Consider the following 16,068-nt stretch of genomic DNA (forward strand, 5'->3'; position numbering starts at 1 on the left):
TTACTATTATGATCTTTCCCTTTATCGATGTTTCACATTCTCAATCCGGTATATCTGCGGAGACTTGGGAATAGGCAAGTAAGCCCCGCGAGAATCCTCGCTTTCTTCAGTATTGCCCTCAACCTCCAATGCAAACGAACCTTCATTCCCTTGTCCGCCGCCTTCACCCTCAACCTCAATCCCAATCCCTTTCTGGCTTCACGCTGCTCGAACTAATAGTCGTTCTTATGATGCTGGGCATTCTGTCCGCGATCGCCCTTCCCAGCTTTCTCCAACAAGCCAAGCGGGCTCAGGAAACTGAAGCGAAGCTGGCAGTAGGAAACATCAACCGGGCACAACAGCTATATTTTGCTGAAAACTCTCAGTTTGGCGCACTTGCAGACCTGGAGGTGAAGCTGGCCGACTCCCGTAATTACACCTACGAATCTACCCCAGAGGAGAGTAATCCTGCCGTTGCCGTGACGATTGCGGACCCTGATGCTCCGAACCTCCGAGGCTTTGCTGGAAAAGTTTGGCTCACGTCCCCAGAAGCAGGAGAGGTCAGCCAATCTATTCTTTGTGAGGGCGATTTAGGTGAAGTCCCTGAAGTCGATGGAGAGCTTTGTCCTTGAGGCTTGTGAATTAAACAACCTGTCCATCATGTTGCTTTGATGACTGGGCGGGCAAGATGCCCACCCCACAAGAATTGCGGCAAGATGCCCACCTGACAAGAATTTCCGAGAAGAATCCCCGATCTCCTGATCCCGCAATCTCCCCTAATGCCTGGACTGATCCGCCCAAGGGGTCAGCCACCGGGAAAACCACTTCAGACCATAATCAATCAGCAAGCCAATCATGCCAATCAGCGCAATACAAAACAGCACCTTATCGGTTTGCAGAAATCGCTGCGACTGAATGATTTTAAAGCCCAACCCACTTTGGGCCGCCACCAGTTCAGCAATCACCAGATAATTCCAGGCTCCTGAAATGTTGACTCGCAGCGTATCCAGCACACTGGGAAACGAGGCCGGCAGGATGACTTTGAACAACACATCCCGGCGATCGGCTCCCATTGTGTAAGCCACGTTGATCATGTCATTGGGAATGAACTTCACGGCATCCGCCACCATGATGGCGTTATACAGTACCACGCCCAAAAAAATAATTAGCATCTTCGAGGTTTCGCCCAGTCCCACCCAGATCACAATCAAGGGCACAAAGGCGACAACGGGCATATAGCGCACTGTACCAACGATCGGCGCAAACAGACTTTCCATGCTGTGAAATGTACCCATTGCAATGCCCATTGGTACACCCACCGCTGCCGCCAGCAGGAAGCCAGCCGCTACTCGACCGCAGCTCGCCAGGACATCTCTAATCAGGTTCTCCTGAGTAAACATCCGAATTCCTGCATCAATCACCGCAGTGGGGGTAGGCAGAAAAATGGCTGGCACCCAGCCCCCGTAGCTCATGATGGCCCAAGCTGCCAAAGGAATCGCCAGGGACACTGCAACAATTAAGACCGAGAGCCAGCGGGGGAAGCCTTGCCGCAAACTCCAGAACACCGAGGGCTTCAGATAGCGTTTTGCCTGTTTCTCGGATGAAGTAGGGCTGGGTGAAAGCCTTAACTGTGTCACAAAGATACCTCCAAAAGGGAATAGGGGAATTTGAATATCAGGAGTGGATAAAGTCGCACAGTTGGGTTGGCAGGACTGAAAAGAGCAAGTTTGGCAAAGATGCCTTGGGTAGAATACTGCTTTTTTAGATTGAAGGATTGTAAGGCTCATCACCTCCTAGCCCAGGGAAGCGACCCACCCAAAAAATTTGAACAATCTTATAGTTGATCAATATACAGCTCATCAGTTTGCCATCGTCAACAGCAATCTCCGTAGGCTAGGTGACACCTGCATTTAGCCATACCCATTAAGCTTTTAAGTAAGAGAGACTAAGATGACATCAAGTTCGATCGGGTGCAGGTAACGGTTCAGAACCTATTACGATTCATTATCGAATTAAAAGATTTGCCAGTTAAAGCCTTGATGAAAGGGCAAAGGTTGACGTATGCGATCGCCCCTTCGGCGAATTTTAGTCGGAACGGTATTCTTTTTTGGCACGTTAATGATGGCAGTGGCGGGCTATACGCTGCTGGACTGTCCCTTCATTACAGCAGTGTATATGGTGATCATTACCGTGTTTGGGGTGGGGTATGGCGAGGTTTGCCCAGTGGAAACGCCTGCTGCCCGCATGTTTACAGTATTTGTAATTATTGCTGGGTATGGTTCGGCGGCCTATGCCGTTGGAGGATTTATTCAAATGATTGCAGAAGGGGAAATTAAACAGGTTTTGGAACAACGACGGAAAACAAAGGACATTGAAAATTTGCAGAACCATACGATCGTCTGCGGTTACGGCCGGATTGGGCAAGTTTTATCCCACAAACTGGCTGAAACGCGACAGCCCTTTGTTGTGATCGATCAGGATATCGAGCGTTTAACCAGTGCCGAGGAGTTGGGCTACCGGGTCTGTCAGGGCAATGCTACGGATGAGCAAGTCTTGGAAACGGCAGGAATCACCCGCGCTAACTGTTTAGCAACCGTCCTCCCCGATGATGCAGCCAACGTCTTCATCACCCTCACCGCCCGGGGAATGAATCCTCACCTGACGATCGTTGCCCGAGGCGAGTTACCCTCCACTGAGAAAAAGCTGATTCTGGCGGGGGCGAATCATGTCGTTTCTCCGGCCAGCATTAGCGGTATGCGCATGGCGAACTTAATCACCCATCCCAACACCATTCAATTTCTCGATCAGGGAGACGATCGCAATCGCCTCAACGAACTCCTGGCGCAGATTGATGTGCAGGTCGATGAACTCAATATTCCCGCCAATTCTTCTCTGGTGGGCGGGACGATCGCCGATCTGGAGGTCCGTGGCAAAGGCACATTCATCGTGGTGGCTCTGCGCAAGCTAGATGGCGAGATTATCACTCACCCTAATCACGCCACTCGCCTCGATCCAGGAGATATTGTGATTGTGCTGGGACATCATGGGGATATCCCTCAGTTCAAGCAGCTCTATGGGGTGAAACGGCAGCTTCGGTATCGGGGGGCGAAGGGGTAGGAGGTTGATAATCGGGCGATCGAAGTGCCCTAAACTAAAGTTTGGGCTAAAAGCGCAAGTCAGTTGAAATTGACTAGAATTAGGCACATAACGGGGGGGGGTAATCTGTTTCAGCAGGTTTGAGCTTTGAGCCTGAAATTTATTGCAAGGCGCACTTGACTTGAGGGTCTGTAGCTTCAGGATACGGAATCGCCCCAGGCTTTTTGAACTGTAATTTTTAGCTATTCTAAAGAGGTGACGCGACATTCTGAGGTATTCGTTCATGCTCAATATCTCTCTTCCAGACCAAGTGCAAACGTTTGTTGAAGAACAGGCGATCGCAGCAGGCTTTGATTCAGCCAATGAGTATGTCTATCATCTGATTGTGCGGGAGCAGGAGCGCATTGCCCAACAAGAGCACATCAAATCTCTGTTATTAGAAGGTCTGGAGAGTGGAGAGCCAGTTGAAGCAACGGACGATTGGTGGGAACAAAAGCGTACCCAACTGGTTGAACGATTTCAACAGTCGGACGCATGACCAAACGAATCATTATCAGACCGAAGGCAAGCCAGGATTTGGACGACCATTTTGCATACCTTGATGAGAACAACTTTGAAGGCGCATTGCAATTTTTTGATTCAGCACGATCGACGGTGGCTCAACTTGCCAGAATGCCAGGAATAGGCAGCTTTTACCCAGTTGAAAATCCTCGCTTGCAGGGATTGCGGAAATGGGCGGTGAAGGATTTCAGGAAATACCTGATTTTTTACTGTGAACGGGATGATGCAATCGAAATTGCGCGAATTCTGTACGCAACTCAAAACATCAACAGCATTTTGGATGGTGAAGTATGAGCTACGTCGCCTCGGTGCTGCCTGTGATTTTCGGATTGTGGGGTTGGGGAGCGATCGCCTCATCGAGTGGATTCTGGAACAACAGTTACTGTTTGATTCCTTGTACTACTATGGCTGCGATCAACCTATCCATATCAGCTATGCTCCTCAGCAAAGGCAGAATATTTGGACATTCACAGACGGAGGAGTGCCTACGAGGAAGGGCATTGGGCAATGGCTTAGCAAAGTTTAAGGTGTTAGTATTTTCCCCTAAGCAATTAGGTAGAATTTTATTCAATTCAGCTTGAGGAGATGAGCATTGCCAGATACCTACGATAAACGTTGTCAATTAGGAGCATCTCGCCGTCGTTTTGAAGATGCTATGGCTTTGCACAGTTGTAAACGTTGGTGGGGTGCAGTTTATATAGGCGGGTATGCAATTGAATGTTCCTTGAAGTCTCTTATCTGCTATGACGAGCATAAAAGCAACTTTAAGGAAACTTCAGCCTTCAAAAAGGGCCTACAGGGTGCAAGCTTGCACAATTTAGCAATGTTACTAAGCAAGACTGATTTGCAGCGTACTATCGAATTAGACAGAACTGGAAAACTTAAAGACACATGGAATACTATAGCTTCAGTCTGGATCAGCGATGAACTACGATATTCTGACAAATTAGGAGAGGAATTAGACAGCACAAAATTTATTGAAGCGGTGAAAACGTGGCATCAGCTACTTCTAAGTAAGCAAGGAGTAGCCTCGTGACAGATATATCGATAACATTTGATCAAATCAAGAGCCATCTACTTCAGGAATTACAACTTCAAGATCCTAAAGTAACGGTATCTGTAAGGGAAACTTCTCTAGGTTGGCTCACAGTTCAAGTTGTAACTGATTGCTTTGAGGGAAGGACCTTAGCCGAACGTGAAGAGAAAATTGATAGCTTACTTGCAGCAGTAAAGCTGAACCTTGGTCAATATCCTATTGCCAGCTACAGCTTATTAACTTCACAAGAAGAAGTTGAACAACCAGATGAGAGTATCCAACTACCTCTTTGGTCAGATATATTGATGGCTCCTGACCCTAATCATCGAGCTTCTATTGAAAAAGACATTCCAAATCGCCCACAGATTGTAACCTTTTACTCCTTTAAAGGAGGGGTAGGTCGCTCTACGGCTCTAGGAATGGTAGCCATTCTCCTGGTAAATCGAAACCGTCGTGTAGTTATCATTGATTTTGATCTTGAAGCACCTGGTATTTCAATACTATTCCGACCAAATGCCGTAGATGGAAATGGAGTAGAACCCTATGGAGTCCTAGATTATATTCATCAACGTTATCTAACTCCAAATGAAAATATTCCCGCAATTGAAGATTGCATTCATCAAGTTAATTTACCCAGTCGTGGAGAGCTTTTCTTAGTATCTGCTGGGGAATACAATGAGAACTATGTTCATCGATTAGCTGAGTTAGACCGAAGAACCTGGCAATCCTTCTACAAAGGAGAAACGAATCCAGTTCAACAACTTATAAAAGACATCAAAGAGCAAATAGATCCCGATGTCATTCTGATAGATGCTCGCCCTGGATTTAACGATACAGGTGCAATTGCGTTACTTGACTTAGCAGACACGGGAGTCATTTGTTTTTCACCAACTGACCAAAGCTTTGATGGTTTGCGTTGGGTTATACAAGCTGCTCGTAAGCAATCTGATTATCAAGGTAAACCTGATCTTCGCTTCCTGCTTACACCAATGCCAACCCTTGCCGAAGATCAGCTTGATTCCTGGATAACTAAAGCTGAGGATTGGATAGTAGAACATTGGGGCTTACCTGATGGTGTAAGCGTGGGAGAGCTTTACTATAAAATTTTCTACAACCCAAACATTGCAGCTTTATCTAACTTAATTAATGCTTCAGTAAATCTTCTGAATGATTATTTGCCGATAGTAGATGCTATTGATGCTAGTCTTCCAGATATTAAACCTGTCATACCTGCTACAACAAACGCTGGAAATCGTGAAACTATTCTGAATGAGCTTCGTTTTGAAGCAGCAAGGGCACAAGATTTACAGGCAGATAATATCCCGACTATCTTTCAACGTACAGAAGATTTTCCAAAGTTTCTTAGCAATAGGACATGGCTGGTTCGAGGTGCTAAAGGAACAGGTAAAAGTATTTTATTTAGGCTGTTTGTAGAACAGTCAAATAGAGCCAAGGAATTAGCGAGTGCTGATGTTGATTTAACCATCTGCCAGTTTATTGCTGCACATGGTGAATCTAGATTAAGAAACTCCATTTTGAGTAGTGAAAATCTTGCAAATTATGAGCAGCAAGTTGGTGAAAATAGCTGGGCTAATTTTTGGCTAAACTATGCCGTTTTGCAACTATTTGACAATTTCCCAGAGCTATCTTCTATTCCTGAACTAAACAATGGCTTAGCTGCATTAATTGCCGAAGAGCATTTGACACAAGTTTCGATTGTCGAATGGTTAGTACAACGTACTCGATCACCGCAAGCAGTTCCCCAAGCTAGCGATGAGTTAAGCAAAATCGATCGTTGGTTAAATGAGAACAATAGAAGTGTATGGCTTTTGTACGATGAGCTTGACGCTGGATTTGGATTTGGATCAGATAGTTACGCACGAAGACGACGTGCATTAGAAGCTCTTTTAGCTTGGTGGTTAGAAAGTGGATCTAACTTAAAGCGAATTGTACCAAAGATATTTTTGCGCGAGGACATTTGGAATCAACTTAATTTTGTAAATAAAGGGCATTACGTAGGAAGATCGCTACAACTAAGCTGGGATGAAGCTGATTTGTGGAGACTGGTTTTACGTCAGGCTTTACAAAGTTCTTCCACTTTGAGTCGAGCCTTAGAACAAGAATTTGGAGTAACAGTAGGTAGACTTGAAACATTTGAGTTAGGACAATTGCGTAGAAGTCTCTATCCATTGTGGGGAGAGCGTATGGGGCGAGGAAAGAAAGCCTTTACCCATAACTGGGTTCGTACACGAATTGCAGATAGTAATGAAATCTGTTTTCCACGCAGTTTAATTCTGCTACTAGAGGAAGCAATAAATAAGGAGAAAAACTTCCTTACAGAATATAGCTCTGAAATTATTTTGCGTCCAAAATCATTAATCGATGCATTTCCTCTTGTGTCAGAACAGAGAGTAGATGAGGTACGTAATGAATATCCAGAACTTGAAGAACCTCTTAATAGGCTGCAAGGTGCAAGTTCCCCCATTGATGAGGATAGGCTGTCTAACACCTGGAATTTACAAGATGGTGAGTTATCTCTTCATATCAAAGAAATGGTAGAGGCTGGAATTTTGAAAGAGCGCTCTCGTCCCAAAGATCCTCCGCCTCGCATTTACTCTATTGCCGAATTATATTTGTATGGACTTGGAATGGTTCGTAAAGGGCAGCGATAATTGCTGTGTACATTTCTTGCGCTGTTATAGATTTCAATCTATTCTCTCTGCCTCGTCCGAATATTTGATCGCACCAATTTCTTTTGATAAGGATCAGCATCCTTCCGCCACACCACCCGATGCCCCTTCAACTCCGCACAATGCTCCTCCAGGCACTTCTGCCAACCCCGCCGATCGAAAATTGCGCCCAAATCCTCCAGTAGTCCCCAATGCTCCTCCTGACGGGTTAGTTTAGCGAACTTCTCATAGAGCGGATAGTCCGATGTCACCAGTAAATCCTTCTGGTGTAAGAGAGGCGGATGATCGGGGTCATAATCCCGGTAATGAACGTGGAGATCTCGCAGGTCAATCTGCATACTGGTGTGCAGAACTGGATGAGGATTAGTGTCGAAATCAGGACAGACCAGATAGGTGATCTTCGGTTTGCGGAAGTGGAACTTGATTACATTCGCTTCCTGGGGACGACCGATCGTGCGAGAGGCGCAACCTTCATAGAGTCGCAGGAGGGGATCCAGGGAATCGATCGCCGACACATGCACCCAGAGTGAATTCGGTCGCTTTTGCCCGATTGTACTGTTTTTGCACCGTTCCTCAACCACCGTCAGGTTGCCCAAACTCATCAGCATCAAATCTGCCGCCGTACAGGCTTGCTGATAACCGCCAAACAGAGCTTTGATATCTTGCTGAACCACAGGCGTTAAATCTCGCAGCTTGGGACGACGACCAAAATGGCTTAACGCCAAATAGACCAACAAATCCTGACGACGACGATCGCTAATCGCATCCCACTCCTGTGGGTTTAGGGTTGATTCAACTGCATCGGCAATTTGTCGTGCCCCATGCTCGTAGTCTTGCAGGTTTGGATCTAATGCCGGTAGGGCTGATACATGAACGTACAAAGCACCCGGTAGAAGTTTGCCTATCTTGCTGCGTTGACAGATAGAGGCGATCGCATCCCAATCACTGCTGCAACTCAACATCATGGTAGAAGAGTTGCACCCATTCGCTTCAAAATACTTAGCACCGTGTAAAGCTCATAGCTGGTTTGCACCCGGTCTAAGACCTGGCGTTCTAAATCCGATGGATCAGGGAAGGGGGGCTGCCATTCAGCGATCGTTGTACCATTGACCTGCACTAAGCTAAACTGCTGTTTCACTTGGCGCAGGGTGAGATCGCTAGCAGAAATTGCAGGGGGCATGGCAAAACAGCGAGTAGAAGGATCGGAACGAGTAGAGGTTTGGATAGACAACTATTTTAGAGGATCAGCCTATGTCTGACTCAAAGCAGGTTTCGTCTGGTGTTTCCCGGCAGTGGCTTATCCCTTCTGCGGCACTGGCAGGGAACGGCGATCGCACTAAGGTCATCCAGGCGACAAAGCATCCGCAAAGGACAATTAAGATGCTACCGCTATATATGGAGTAGCATAATAAGTACACGCTATGGCTGGGGCTTTCCAGTGCGCTCTGAATCGCAGAAAATAGGTACATTCGTTCTGTTGTAACCGTATGGTCGGGCAAATCAACCTGAATTTGGGGAGAATTGGCACTCAGCAAGTCAGTGTCTTTGCTCGCCATGAAACGTTTCATCCTCGTTTTGGCTGGCTGAAGAAGGGGTTCGATTACGCTTCGCGCACGTTGCACGAACGCGCCTCAGCCGATCCAGAGATCTTTCTTCGAGACGATGCCCCAGTGCGGCTGGGGGTGGGAAAGAACATGGTGCGATCGATCCGCTATTGGGAGTCAGCATTTAAGCTACTACAGGACGATCGGCCGACTGAGTTTGGTGAACAACTCTTGGGAGAGGCAGGTTGGGACTCTTACTTAGAAGATCCAGCTTCCTTGTGGTTATTGCATTGGAAGTTGCTCGAACCTCCCTGTCCCTGCAAGCAATTCAAACCGCTTACGAGAAGCTGTTAAGCGAATGCCAATACTTGCTGCATAATGTGTTTGGTGTTCGTAATGAAGAAAAGCTACGAGAAGATCTTCGGGTCAGGGCTGGACATTTAGCTGGAATTGCTCGATCGCCAGGCGGACATTATGGCGGAACATGAGAAAATGATGGCACGACAAAGCCAGAAAAGCGATCGGCAATCCCTGGTAGCAGTGTTAGAGTCCGTGTTGGATGATAAGGATGATACGCTGCCGTGTTTGGCGTGTCATTTGTAGTGGCTAACTTTGCTGACTGGGCGGGCAAGATGCCCACCCCACAAGAGTTGTGAGTGATTGGGCGGGCAAGATGCCCACCCCACAAGAGTTGTGGGTGATTGAAGGCTGGCTCCGATCGTTCTGTGAATACAATAAGGGAATCTCCAGGGAGGACTCACCATCATGGCACTGACAGCGCAGGAATTGGCGGATTTAATGCCCGATGCGTCTCAATTGGAGAGTAATGAACCGGAAATGGAAAGCTCGTTGCACTATGCTCAGTTGGCGCTGTTGGTGGCTTGTTTGGAATGGCTCTGGCGCGATCGAACGGATTTTTTTATTGGGGCGAATTTAACGATCTATTTCAGTCGGGAGCAGTTAAAGAATCGGGAGTTTCGGGGCCGGATTTGTTTCTGGTGAAGCAGACGCAGAAACGTCCCCGCCGATCGTGGGTGGTGTGGGAAGAAGGCGGACAGTATCCCGATTTAATTATTGAGTTGTTGTCGGATTCCACGGCGCGAACGGATAGAAATTTGAAGAAGACCCTCTATCAAGATCGGTTTCGGACACCGGAGTATTTCTGGTTTTCGCCAGAGACTCTGGAGTTTGCCGGATTTCGGTTAACCCATCAACGCTATGAGCCGATCGAGCCAAATTCAACAGGATGGTGCTGGAGTGAGGTGCTGGGGCTGTATTTGGGAGTGCAGGCAGGTGTGCTGCGCTATTTTACTGCGAATGGCGAGTTGGTCTTAACGCCGGAGGAGGCTGCGGCTCAGGCGGAGGAGGCTGCGGTTCAGGCGGAGGCACGGGCGATGCGGATGGCGGAGCAGTTGCGGGCGTTGGGGGTAGAGCCGGAGGTTTAGGATTTCAGCGGTTGTTATCATCAGAACGAAAGTGTAATTCCGAAAGTGTAAGTCATTGATTTTTTGTGAGGTCCTATGGTTGCCCAACCCTCCCAATCTTCCCATCCGGCTGAAACGGCTGAAACTACTCCAGCCGAAACGAATGCGATCGAGCAAATTTTGGCAAAACTTCAGCACTTCTCTCCAGAGCGGCAACAGCAAGTGCTAGATTTTGTGGAATTCCTGGATCAGAAAACTCAGCCTCAACCAGCGGAAAAAACAATTTGGGAAGAAGTTGACGAACTGATGGCAGAAGTACCCGATGAAGAGTGGAAGAAGTTGCCAACGGATGGTTCTTACCAGCATGATCACTATCTGTATGGAACGCCTAAGCGGGAGCTATGAGAATTCTGTTTGTTGATACTTCCTACTGGGTTGCTCGGTTTAATCGGCACGATCAATGGCATCAAAAGGCAAGGGAGCTATCGTCTCAGCTGGGTGATGCTCAACTTTTGACATCTGAACTGGTGCTGGTGGAATGTCTGAACTATTTCAGTGCGTTTGGGGCTGAAATGCGGCAGAAAGTTGCGATCGCTGTTCAAAATATTTTGGAAGCTCCTGATATCCAGGTGACTTGGCAGACTCATTCGCTGTTTGAAGCAGGGCTAACCTTATATCGATCGCGGTTAGATAAGGGCTACAGCCTGACGGACTGTGTTTCAATGGTGGTGATGCGGCAGGAGGCAATTCAACGGGTTCTTACCCACGATAAGCACTTTGGTCAGGAAGGGTTTACCATTTTGCTGTAAGGTTGCTGGTTTTTCACTGTCCCCAGGAATTTCTAAAGAACGATTACGACAACAGCTTGACATCCTTGGGAAACATGAAATTATTGAACAGCGATCGGCAAAACCTCATTTAGCAGGAACCTAAACGAGAAGGAAAAAAGATACAGAGGCTTCATTCCAGATCATCCGGTGTTGGGATAATTCCCTCAATCTCTTAGATCAAGCCTATAAAAATGATAGTGCTACACCGAATCAACCTTTGATGCGATCGCTAGAGAGCATTCTTGATGATGACGATGATATTCCTGATTTTTCTAAGTTTCTGGAATGGGTGGTTCACTTACCCCCCCGACAGGCTTGCTTGATGCTCAACTTTGGGGCGATCGCGGTTTAGAAACACAATCCTGGCTCGCAGACTGAAATTCCTGTGACTCAAGGTTGCGGTTTTCTGCGGACGGATCAAACACAATAATAAAATTCCCATCTGGCGTGTACCTGCGAAGGATATGTAAGTAGTTCTCTGCGTCACCTCGTCGTCGAAACCGATTAACGACGACACGCTGCATATTGGGCAGCAGCCGAACGACTGCCCAGACGTGAAGTTGGCTCATAAGACTTGTTGAATGACTTGAATTAGGACAAAGCCAAGTGAGACACTAGAAGTAGTGCCTCAAGGGGCGCGAAATCAGCTATTGCTCAAAAAAGTTACTAGAACAATTTTCTAGAACTTTCTCTGAATTGTCAACCAGTCCGAAAAACTTTGCACGAATGTCTGATCAACCTAAATCAGAAGAGCAACCCACCCTGAAAGCCCTGAGAGAACGAGTAGGTTTATCTCAGGAGGGACTAGCACGGTTGATTGGCGTAAGTAGCAAAACGATCAGCAACTGGGAACGGGGCATTGGTGCGGCAAATCTTACGGTTCCCCAGATGAAGGCTCTATGTAAGGCTTTGAATGTAACCCTGGATGAATTGCCGGATAGCTTTAGCTCATAGTGATAGCTGTGTCCTGGCGAAGGGAATTCTTACAGTAGGTTGCTTATGGCTATTGGAGAAAATTTCTATGGCGAAAAACTATCATGATTTACCTACTTCTGTATGCCTAGACATCGCAACTTTTTCCAGGCTGCTGGATGACACTACAAATTCTTACAAGTACCTATTTTTTCTATCGCTTTTGGATATTTTAAGTAGCCGATTTTTTAATGCAAACGCACCAATTTTGTTAAAGGATTTAGCTGTTGAGATGTTGGTCAATGCTTGGTATCCCTACTCAGTATTTAGGCTGTCTTTCGGCTTACAGGATATGGTCGCTGAAAAGTTAGATTCTTTGGGACTACATTTTGATGAATCTCTTCTAAAGATTACAGAAGGCGATAAAAATATTTTGCGTGAAGCTATACAGGCTGGAAATGTTGATAATCGGCTTACCAGGTATGTTCCCTTTCGATTGATTCGTCCTTTTTTTCGGGAATTAAAAGGATTGAAAGATCAGCAAGTTAATAGTGAGGTGAAACTTGCAGCCGAGCATTATTTTGACGTTCGGAAACCTTTATACAAATTCAATCAAGATGCTACGGCAATCATCATTCATCCCGAAAGCAAATCACTACTTATTATCCAGGCTGTATTTGTTGCTGCACCCAGCCACGAAATTCTCGCTTGGCAACGAGTTCTCCCTGTTGTTTGCACGCTTCCACAAACGTTTGCAGGGTTGTGGGCTGCACGATCGCAAAGGTTGGGCTGGTGTTGACCAACTGATATTGATTGTTCTGTAGAACGTAGAAGCTTAACCGCTGAGTTTTGCCGCTATAAATCCAAAATTCAGGAACCCTGAGGGTTTGATAGATTGCTTTTTTATTGTTGTCGATATTGAAAATGTTGATTTCAACGACCAGATCGGGCGGTGGATCTTGCGACAAATCGACGGCTCTATCTCTAACCTGTGGTTCGTGCTGAATGTAGTAGCCATTGTCAGGTTCGGGAGAGGTTGCCAAAGCTTGAGCTTTGAGCGTGGTAGAACCCATTGTTTTGAGATTGAGGGCAAGTTCTTCGCAAAGGGTGCTGATAATCCAGTCCATTAACCGAATCAGTACCTCGTGGGCTTCTGAAGGCATTACAATTTCGAGGTTTCCGTGATCATACGTGAGGCGGTAGGAGCGAGTATCTCCAGTGCGGGTGAGAAGCTGCTCGTATTGCTCCCAGGAAATGTCTGGAACAGTGACAACGCTGCCAGGGGCAAGCTGAAGGCGATCAAGGGGAATGGTGAGTACGGTTGGAGGTGACATCGGTATGAGATAGCGATAAGAATCTCTAAAGTGAGCAGAAATTTCAATTGAGTCAATCTCAATCATGCCATCCGCAATCTAGTGATGCGTTAGCTTCCAGGACACTTTGATATACAATTGCTCCTGCATTGTCTTTCTGCTAACATCGCGTATTACTCATTTTAACTGGGTTATGCTAACGCGATATAGAAAGAAGGCGATCGATGTTGCCAATGGATTGCCGTTGATGGAGCCGAATGAATATTGTCGTCGTTGGGTTACTCATATTCAGCCAGGAGAGCGAGGGTATCGGGCTGAATGTATTCGTGCATTAGAGAAAGCAACCTTCGGCGTTTACAAGTTCAACACAATCGATCGCAACTGGGGTGCAGAATTCGAGCGACGACCTGAAGCCGCCTTAGAACTACTGCGGGTTGCCAATATGCTAAATGAGATCGATATTGGGCTGGATGCACTCAATACTTCGATCGTAGAGATTTTAGCCAAAGTCAGGCAGGTTGCCCCCCATCGTCAGGATGAAGAGTGACTCATTCTCGATGAGTTAACGGCTTGCTTGTAGGGTGGAAAGTTTTTTATAGTGCGAGAGTCCCTTCAAATCTAAATTCACCAATGGCTGAGGAATTTTTGCCTGACTTCATCCCTCCTGCTCGCTCATCTCAAGCGCAGCGTGAACCGATTCGCCATGTTCTCTATGGCTCCAAATCTACGATCGCTCGTACCATCTCGATTCTTCACATCAAAGGTTATGTATGCAGAAACCTTCGAGTGGAGCAAGCCATTACCGACTGAAACCCCTGGTGAATACATGAGTATTTTGAGCCGTTTAATGCGGATAGAATAGCATCACACTCCTTCTCACCCCATCCCCCATGAGCATCGCCCCCCTCTCCTTCCCCCTCTCCCCCGACGACTACCTTCAGATGGAAGCCCACAGCCCCATCAAACATGAATACGTCAACGGCGAAGTTTATGCCATGGCCGGAGCCAGCGATGCCCACGTCACGATCGCTCTAAACCTGGCAGCCTTACTCCGTGCCCATGTTCGCGGCACAGGATGTCGAGTCTACATCTCCGATATGAAAGCTCGCCTGGAAGCCTGTAATTGCTTCTACTACCCTGACCTCCTCATCACCTGCGACCCCCGCGATCGGGAAACCCCCACCTACAAAAGCTTTCCCTGTCTGCTCGTCGAAGTGCTTTCCGACTCCACCGAAGCCTTCGATCGCGGCGATAAATTTATTGACTATCAAACCCTCGACAGCCTGCAAGAATATGTTCTGGTTAACACTCGCCACCAAAGGGTCGAATGCTATCGCCGCAACGAAGCAGGGTTATGGGTCTTGCAGGTTTACACCCCCAACGTAGACCGCTTTCAACTCACCAGTCTACAATTTACCGGAAACCTGCTCGACCTCTACGAAGATGTCACCCTCGAACCTACCCCTGATCCACCCCCAACGGATTGAGCCATCCCAAATCCCAGATCCCAAATCCAAAATGGCATGATCTACCTCGACTACCACGCCACCACCCCTGTCGATCCTCGCGTTGCCGATCGCGTCTACCACTACATGACCGAGGAATTCGGTAACGCCAGCAGCATCGATCACGAATGGGGCGATCGGGCCGAGGCAGCTGTCAACCAAGCCGCCAGACAAGTTGCTGATTTAGTGGGAGCCTCAGCCAAAGAAATCCTCTGGACATCGGGTGCCACCGAGAGCATTAATCTGGCCGTTCAGGGTAGCCTGACTCCTAACCCAGCCCAACCCCATCGCATCGCTTTACCCCCGATCGAACATAAAGCCGTTCTCGATACCTGCCATGCCCTGAAGAACCGAGATTGGGCTGAATTGGTTTATCTCCAGGTAGATTCCAAAGGCCGACTGGATCTAGAGCAGCTAGAGAAAGTCTGTGCTGAGGGGCTGTCCCTCCTCTGCGTTATGGCAGCTAACAACGAGATTGGCAATATTTACCCTGTTGAAAAGATCGGGCAGATTGCCCAAAACTACAATATTCCTTTCCTCTGTGACGGCTCTCAAGCAGTTGGAAAAATTCCCCTCCAGTTTGAGGAATGGGGCATCACTTACCTGGCAATTTCAGCCCACAAGCTCTACGGCCCTAAAGGAGTTGGGGCACTAGTTCTTCGCAAAGGCTATGCTTTAGAACCACTGATACTTGGTGGCGGACACCAGCAAGGAATCCGATCGGGCACTCTCAATGTTCCAGGGATTGTGGGGCTGGGAGAAGCTTGTCGGTTGCGATCGCTAGAAATGGAAGCAGATGAACAGGCGATCGCCATCAAACGAGACCAACTCCAGGCACGATTAGCCGAGAATATCCCTGAGCTGATCGTGAACGGAGACATAACCGATCGATTAGCCGGGAATCTTCATCTATCAATTCCGGGTGTTCCCAACAGTGCCATTACTGCCAGAGTGCGCCATCAACTAGCCATATCAACCGGTTCAGCTTGCGCCTCTGGGGTTGAGACTCCCTCCCATGTCCTTCAATCCCTTGGACTACCAGAAGAGGTCGTGGATGGGGCCATCCGGATTGGGCTTGGTAAATTCACAACAGTTCAGGAGGTGGAACAGGCTGCTGAACTGATCATTGATGCCTGGGCGAAAACTCGTCACGCCATGAGCCTGACAATCTAAGGTAA

General features: G+C 47.5%; 22 protein-coding genes and 3 pseudogenes. 19 read left to right on the forward strand and 6 right to left on the reverse strand.

The window, feature by feature from the left end; all coding sequences use genetic code 11:
- Positions 1-128: 128 nt before the first annotated feature.
- On the forward strand, positions 129-611 hold the full coding sequence (locus ACM1PF_RS08890; protein WP_416674093.1) for a type IV pilin protein: 483 nt from the start codon (positions 129-131) through the stop codon (positions 609-611).
- 144 nt (positions 612-755) lie between these two features.
- Here the strand turns inward: ACM1PF_RS08890 and ACM1PF_RS08895 are convergent, their stop codons facing one another.
- The gene (locus ACM1PF_RS08895) at positions 756-1,616 is read right to left on the reverse strand and encodes an ABC transporter permease (RefSeq protein WP_416674095.1); all 861 of its coding nucleotides are present in this window, start codon (positions 1,614-1,616) and stop codon (positions 756-758) included.
- A 424-nt stretch (positions 1,617-2,040) separates the two neighbouring features.
- Between ACM1PF_RS08895 and ACM1PF_RS08900 the strand changes: the two genes are divergently transcribed.
- The 6 genes from ACM1PF_RS08900 (at position 2,041) to ACM1PF_RS08925 (ending at position 7,344) form a co-directional block, all read left to right on the forward strand.
- Positions 2,041-3,096: a potassium channel family protein gene (locus ACM1PF_RS08900; RefSeq protein ID WP_416674096.1), complete on the forward strand. Its 1,056-nt coding sequence runs from the start codon at positions 2,041-2,043 to the stop codon at positions 3,094-3,096.
- Positions 3,097-3,358: 262 nt separating this feature from the next.
- A complete protein-coding gene (locus ACM1PF_RS08905; protein WP_416674097.1) occupies positions 3,359-3,613 on the forward strand; it encodes a ribbon-helix-helix domain-containing protein in 255 nt (84 codons plus the stop codon).
- Positions 3,610-3,930: a type II toxin-antitoxin system RelE/ParE family toxin gene (locus ACM1PF_RS08910; RefSeq protein ID WP_416674099.1), complete on the forward strand. Its 321-nt coding sequence runs from the start codon at positions 3,610-3,612 to the stop codon at positions 3,928-3,930. The genes ACM1PF_RS08905 and ACM1PF_RS08910 overlap by 4 nt, the downstream gene beginning before the upstream one ends.
- The gene (locus ACM1PF_RS08915; protein ID WP_416674101.1) at positions 3,917-4,162 is read left to right on the forward strand and encodes a hypothetical protein; all 246 of its coding nucleotides are present in this window, start codon (positions 3,917-3,919) and stop codon (positions 4,160-4,162) included. Before ACM1PF_RS08910 ends, ACM1PF_RS08915 begins: the two co-directional genes overlap by 14 nt.
- 66 nt (positions 4,163-4,228) lie before the next feature.
- Complete coding sequence (locus ACM1PF_RS08920) at positions 4,229-4,672, forward strand: hypothetical protein (protein WP_416674103.1); 444 nt, start codon at positions 4,229-4,231, stop codon at positions 4,670-4,672.
- Positions 4,669-7,344: a P-loop ATPase, Sll1717 family gene (locus ACM1PF_RS08925; RefSeq protein WP_416674104.1), complete on the forward strand. Its 2,676-nt coding sequence runs from the start codon at positions 4,669-4,671 to the stop codon at positions 7,342-7,344. Before ACM1PF_RS08920 ends, ACM1PF_RS08925 begins: the two co-directional genes overlap by 4 nt.
- Positions 7,345-7,382: 38 nt before the next feature.
- Here ACM1PF_RS08925 and ACM1PF_RS08930 read toward each other — a convergent pair.
- From ACM1PF_RS08930 to ACM1PF_RS08940, 3 genes and pseudogenes are all read right to left on the reverse strand, one after another.
- Positions 7,383-8,150: pseudogene (locus ACM1PF_RS08930) on the reverse strand (DNA phosphorothioation-associated putative methyltransferase); the annotation flags it as partial.
- 173 nt (positions 8,151-8,323) lie between these two features.
- Positions 8,324-8,542, reverse strand: a complete 219-nt coding sequence (locus tag ACM1PF_RS08935) for a hypothetical protein (protein WP_416674106.1) — start codon at positions 8,540-8,542, stop codon at positions 8,324-8,326.
- 64 nt (positions 8,543-8,606) lie between these two features.
- A complete protein-coding gene (locus tag ACM1PF_RS08940) occupies positions 8,607-8,918 on the reverse strand; it encodes a hypothetical protein (protein WP_416676953.1) in 312 nt (103 codons plus the stop codon).
- Between ACM1PF_RS08940 and ACM1PF_RS08945 the strand changes: the two are divergent.
- The 7 genes and pseudogenes from ACM1PF_RS08945 to ACM1PF_RS08975 form a co-directional block, all read left to right on the forward strand.
- Positions 8,850-9,221: pseudogene (locus ACM1PF_RS08945) on the forward strand (DUF4007 family protein); the annotation flags it as partial. The gene ACM1PF_RS08940 and the pseudogene ACM1PF_RS08945 sit on opposite strands and share 69 nt — an antisense overlap.
- Positions 9,185-9,394, forward strand: coding sequence for a hypothetical protein (locus tag ACM1PF_RS08950; protein WP_416676954.1), 210 nt, complete (start codon positions 9,185-9,187; stop codon positions 9,392-9,394). The pseudogene ACM1PF_RS08945 and the gene ACM1PF_RS08950, both read left to right, overlap by 37 nt.
- Complete coding sequence (locus tag ACM1PF_RS08955) at positions 9,381-9,509, forward strand: hypothetical protein (protein ID WP_416674108.1); 129 nt, start codon at positions 9,381-9,383, stop codon at positions 9,507-9,509. The genes ACM1PF_RS08950 and ACM1PF_RS08955 overlap by 14 nt, the downstream gene beginning before the upstream one ends.
- Positions 9,510-9,671: 162 nt before the next feature.
- A pseudogene (locus tag ACM1PF_RS08960) lies at positions 9,672-10,351 on the forward strand (Uma2 family endonuclease).
- Positions 10,352-10,426: 75 nt separating this feature from the next.
- Positions 10,427-10,735 (forward strand): DUF2281 domain-containing protein, encoded by a 309-nt coding sequence (locus tag ACM1PF_RS08965; protein WP_416674109.1) that lies wholly within the window; start codon positions 10,427-10,429, stop codon positions 10,733-10,735.
- A complete protein-coding gene (locus ACM1PF_RS08970) occupies positions 10,732-11,139 on the forward strand; it encodes a type II toxin-antitoxin system VapC family toxin (protein ID WP_416674110.1) in 408 nt (135 codons plus the stop codon). The genes ACM1PF_RS08965 and ACM1PF_RS08970 overlap by 4 nt, the downstream gene beginning before the upstream one ends.
- Before the next feature lie 238 nt (positions 11,140-11,377).
- Positions 11,378-11,512 (forward strand): hypothetical protein, encoded by a 135-nt coding sequence (locus ACM1PF_RS08975; RefSeq protein WP_416674112.1) that lies wholly within the window; start codon positions 11,378-11,380, stop codon positions 11,510-11,512.
- Here the strand turns inward: ACM1PF_RS08975 and ACM1PF_RS08980 are convergent.
- A complete protein-coding gene (locus ACM1PF_RS08980) occupies positions 11,487-11,729 on the reverse strand; it encodes a hypothetical protein (RefSeq protein WP_416674114.1) in 243 nt (80 codons plus the stop codon). The two genes, ACM1PF_RS08975 and ACM1PF_RS08980, sit on opposite strands and share 26 nt — an antisense overlap.
- 157 nt (positions 11,730-11,886) lie before the next feature.
- Here ACM1PF_RS08980 and ACM1PF_RS08985 point away from each other — a divergent pair, with 157 nt between their 5' ends.
- Positions 11,887-12,114, forward strand: a complete 228-nt coding sequence (locus ACM1PF_RS08985) for a helix-turn-helix transcriptional regulator (protein WP_416674115.1) — start codon at positions 11,887-11,889, stop codon at positions 12,112-12,114.
- A gap of 620 nt (positions 12,115-12,734) precedes the next feature.
- Here ACM1PF_RS08985 and ACM1PF_RS08990 read toward each other — a convergent pair.
- Positions 12,735-13,406 (reverse strand): Uma2 family endonuclease, encoded by a 672-nt coding sequence (locus ACM1PF_RS08990; RefSeq protein ID WP_416674116.1) that lies wholly within the window; start codon positions 13,404-13,406, stop codon positions 12,735-12,737.
- A gap of 172 nt (positions 13,407-13,578) precedes the next feature.
- Between ACM1PF_RS08990 and ACM1PF_RS08995 the strand changes: the two genes are divergently transcribed.
- The 4 genes from ACM1PF_RS08995 (at position 13,579) to ACM1PF_RS09010 (ending at position 16,063) form a co-directional block, all read left to right on the forward strand.
- Positions 13,579-13,932 (forward strand): hypothetical protein, encoded by a 354-nt coding sequence (locus tag ACM1PF_RS08995; RefSeq protein WP_416674117.1) that lies wholly within the window; start codon positions 13,579-13,581, stop codon positions 13,930-13,932.
- Positions 13,933-14,015: 83 nt separating this feature from the next.
- Positions 14,016-14,195 carry a hypothetical protein gene (locus ACM1PF_RS09000; RefSeq protein WP_416674118.1) on the forward strand — a complete coding sequence of 60 codons (180 nt, stop codon included), beginning with the start codon at positions 14,016-14,018 and terminating at the stop codon, positions 14,193-14,195.
- An 80-nt stretch (positions 14,196-14,275) separates the two neighbouring features.
- Complete coding sequence (locus ACM1PF_RS09005; RefSeq protein WP_416674120.1) at positions 14,276-14,872, forward strand: Uma2 family endonuclease; 597 nt, start codon at positions 14,276-14,278, stop codon at positions 14,870-14,872.
- Between the two features lie 36 nt (positions 14,873-14,908).
- The gene (locus tag ACM1PF_RS09010; protein ID WP_416674122.1) at positions 14,909-16,063 is read left to right on the forward strand and encodes a cysteine desulfurase family protein; all 1,155 of its coding nucleotides are present in this window, start codon (positions 14,909-14,911) and stop codon (positions 16,061-16,063) included.
- Positions 16,064-16,068: the final 5 nt, after the last annotated feature.

It is taken from the genome of Egbenema bharatensis FJBBOT/2019 (assembly GCF_048077055.1).
In the GTDB taxonomy this organism is placed as follows: Bacteria; Cyanobacteriota; Cyanobacteriia; order Elainellales; family Elainellaceae; genus Egbenema; species Egbenema bharatensis.

Coding starts and splice junctions, on each gene's coding strand:
- ACM1PF_RS08940 (WP_416676953.1), bottom strand. CDS start 8,918: ATGGCGAGCAAAGACACTGACTTGCTGAGTGCCAATTCTCCCCAAATT.
- ACM1PF_RS08900 (WP_416674096.1), top strand. CDS start 2,041: ATGCGATCGCCCCTTCGGCGAATTTTAGTCGGAACGGTATTCTTTTTT.
- ACM1PF_RS08890 (WP_416674093.1), top strand. CDS start 129: ATGCAAACGAACCTTCATTCCCTTGTCCGCCGCCTTCACCCTCAACCT.
- ACM1PF_RS08955 (WP_416674108.1), top strand. CDS start 9,381: ATGGCGGAACATGAGAAAATGATGGCACGACAAAGCCAGAAAAGCGAT.
- ACM1PF_RS09005 (WP_416674120.1), top strand. CDS start 14,276: ATGAGCATCGCCCCCCTCTCCTTCCCCCTCTCCCCCGACGACTACCTT.
- ACM1PF_RS08985 (WP_416674115.1), top strand. CDS start 11,887: ATGTCTGATCAACCTAAATCAGAAGAGCAACCCACCCTGAAAGCCCTG.
- ACM1PF_RS08905 (WP_416674097.1), top strand. CDS start 3,359: ATGCTCAATATCTCTCTTCCAGACCAAGTGCAAACGTTTGTTGAAGAA.
- ACM1PF_RS08915 (WP_416674101.1), top strand. CDS start 3,917: ATGGTGAAGTATGAGCTACGTCGCCTCGGTGCTGCCTGTGATTTTCGG.
- ACM1PF_RS08980 (WP_416674114.1), bottom strand. CDS start 11,729: ATGAGCCAACTTCACGTCTGGGCAGTCGTTCGGCTGCTGCCCAATATG.
- ACM1PF_RS08910 (WP_416674099.1), top strand. CDS start 3,610: ATGACCAAACGAATCATTATCAGACCGAAGGCAAGCCAGGATTTGGAC.
- ACM1PF_RS08990 (WP_416674116.1), bottom strand. CDS start 13,406: ATGTCACCTCCAACCGTACTCACCATTCCCCTTGATCGCCTTCAGCTT.
- ACM1PF_RS08970 (WP_416674110.1), top strand. CDS start 10,732: ATGAGAATTCTGTTTGTTGATACTTCCTACTGGGTTGCTCGGTTTAAT.
- ACM1PF_RS09010 (WP_416674122.1), top strand. CDS start 14,909: ATGATCTACCTCGACTACCACGCCACCACCCCTGTCGATCCTCGCGTT.
- ACM1PF_RS08965 (WP_416674109.1), top strand. CDS start 10,427: ATGGTTGCCCAACCCTCCCAATCTTCCCATCCGGCTGAAACGGCTGAA.
- ACM1PF_RS08995 (WP_416674117.1), top strand. CDS start 13,579: ATGCTAACGCGATATAGAAAGAAGGCGATCGATGTTGCCAATGGATTG.
- ACM1PF_RS09000 (WP_416674118.1), top strand. CDS start 14,016: ATGGCTGAGGAATTTTTGCCTGACTTCATCCCTCCTGCTCGCTCATCT.
- ACM1PF_RS08935 (WP_416674106.1), bottom strand. CDS start 8,542: ATGCCCCCTGCAATTTCTGCTAGCGATCTCACCCTGCGCCAAGTGAAA.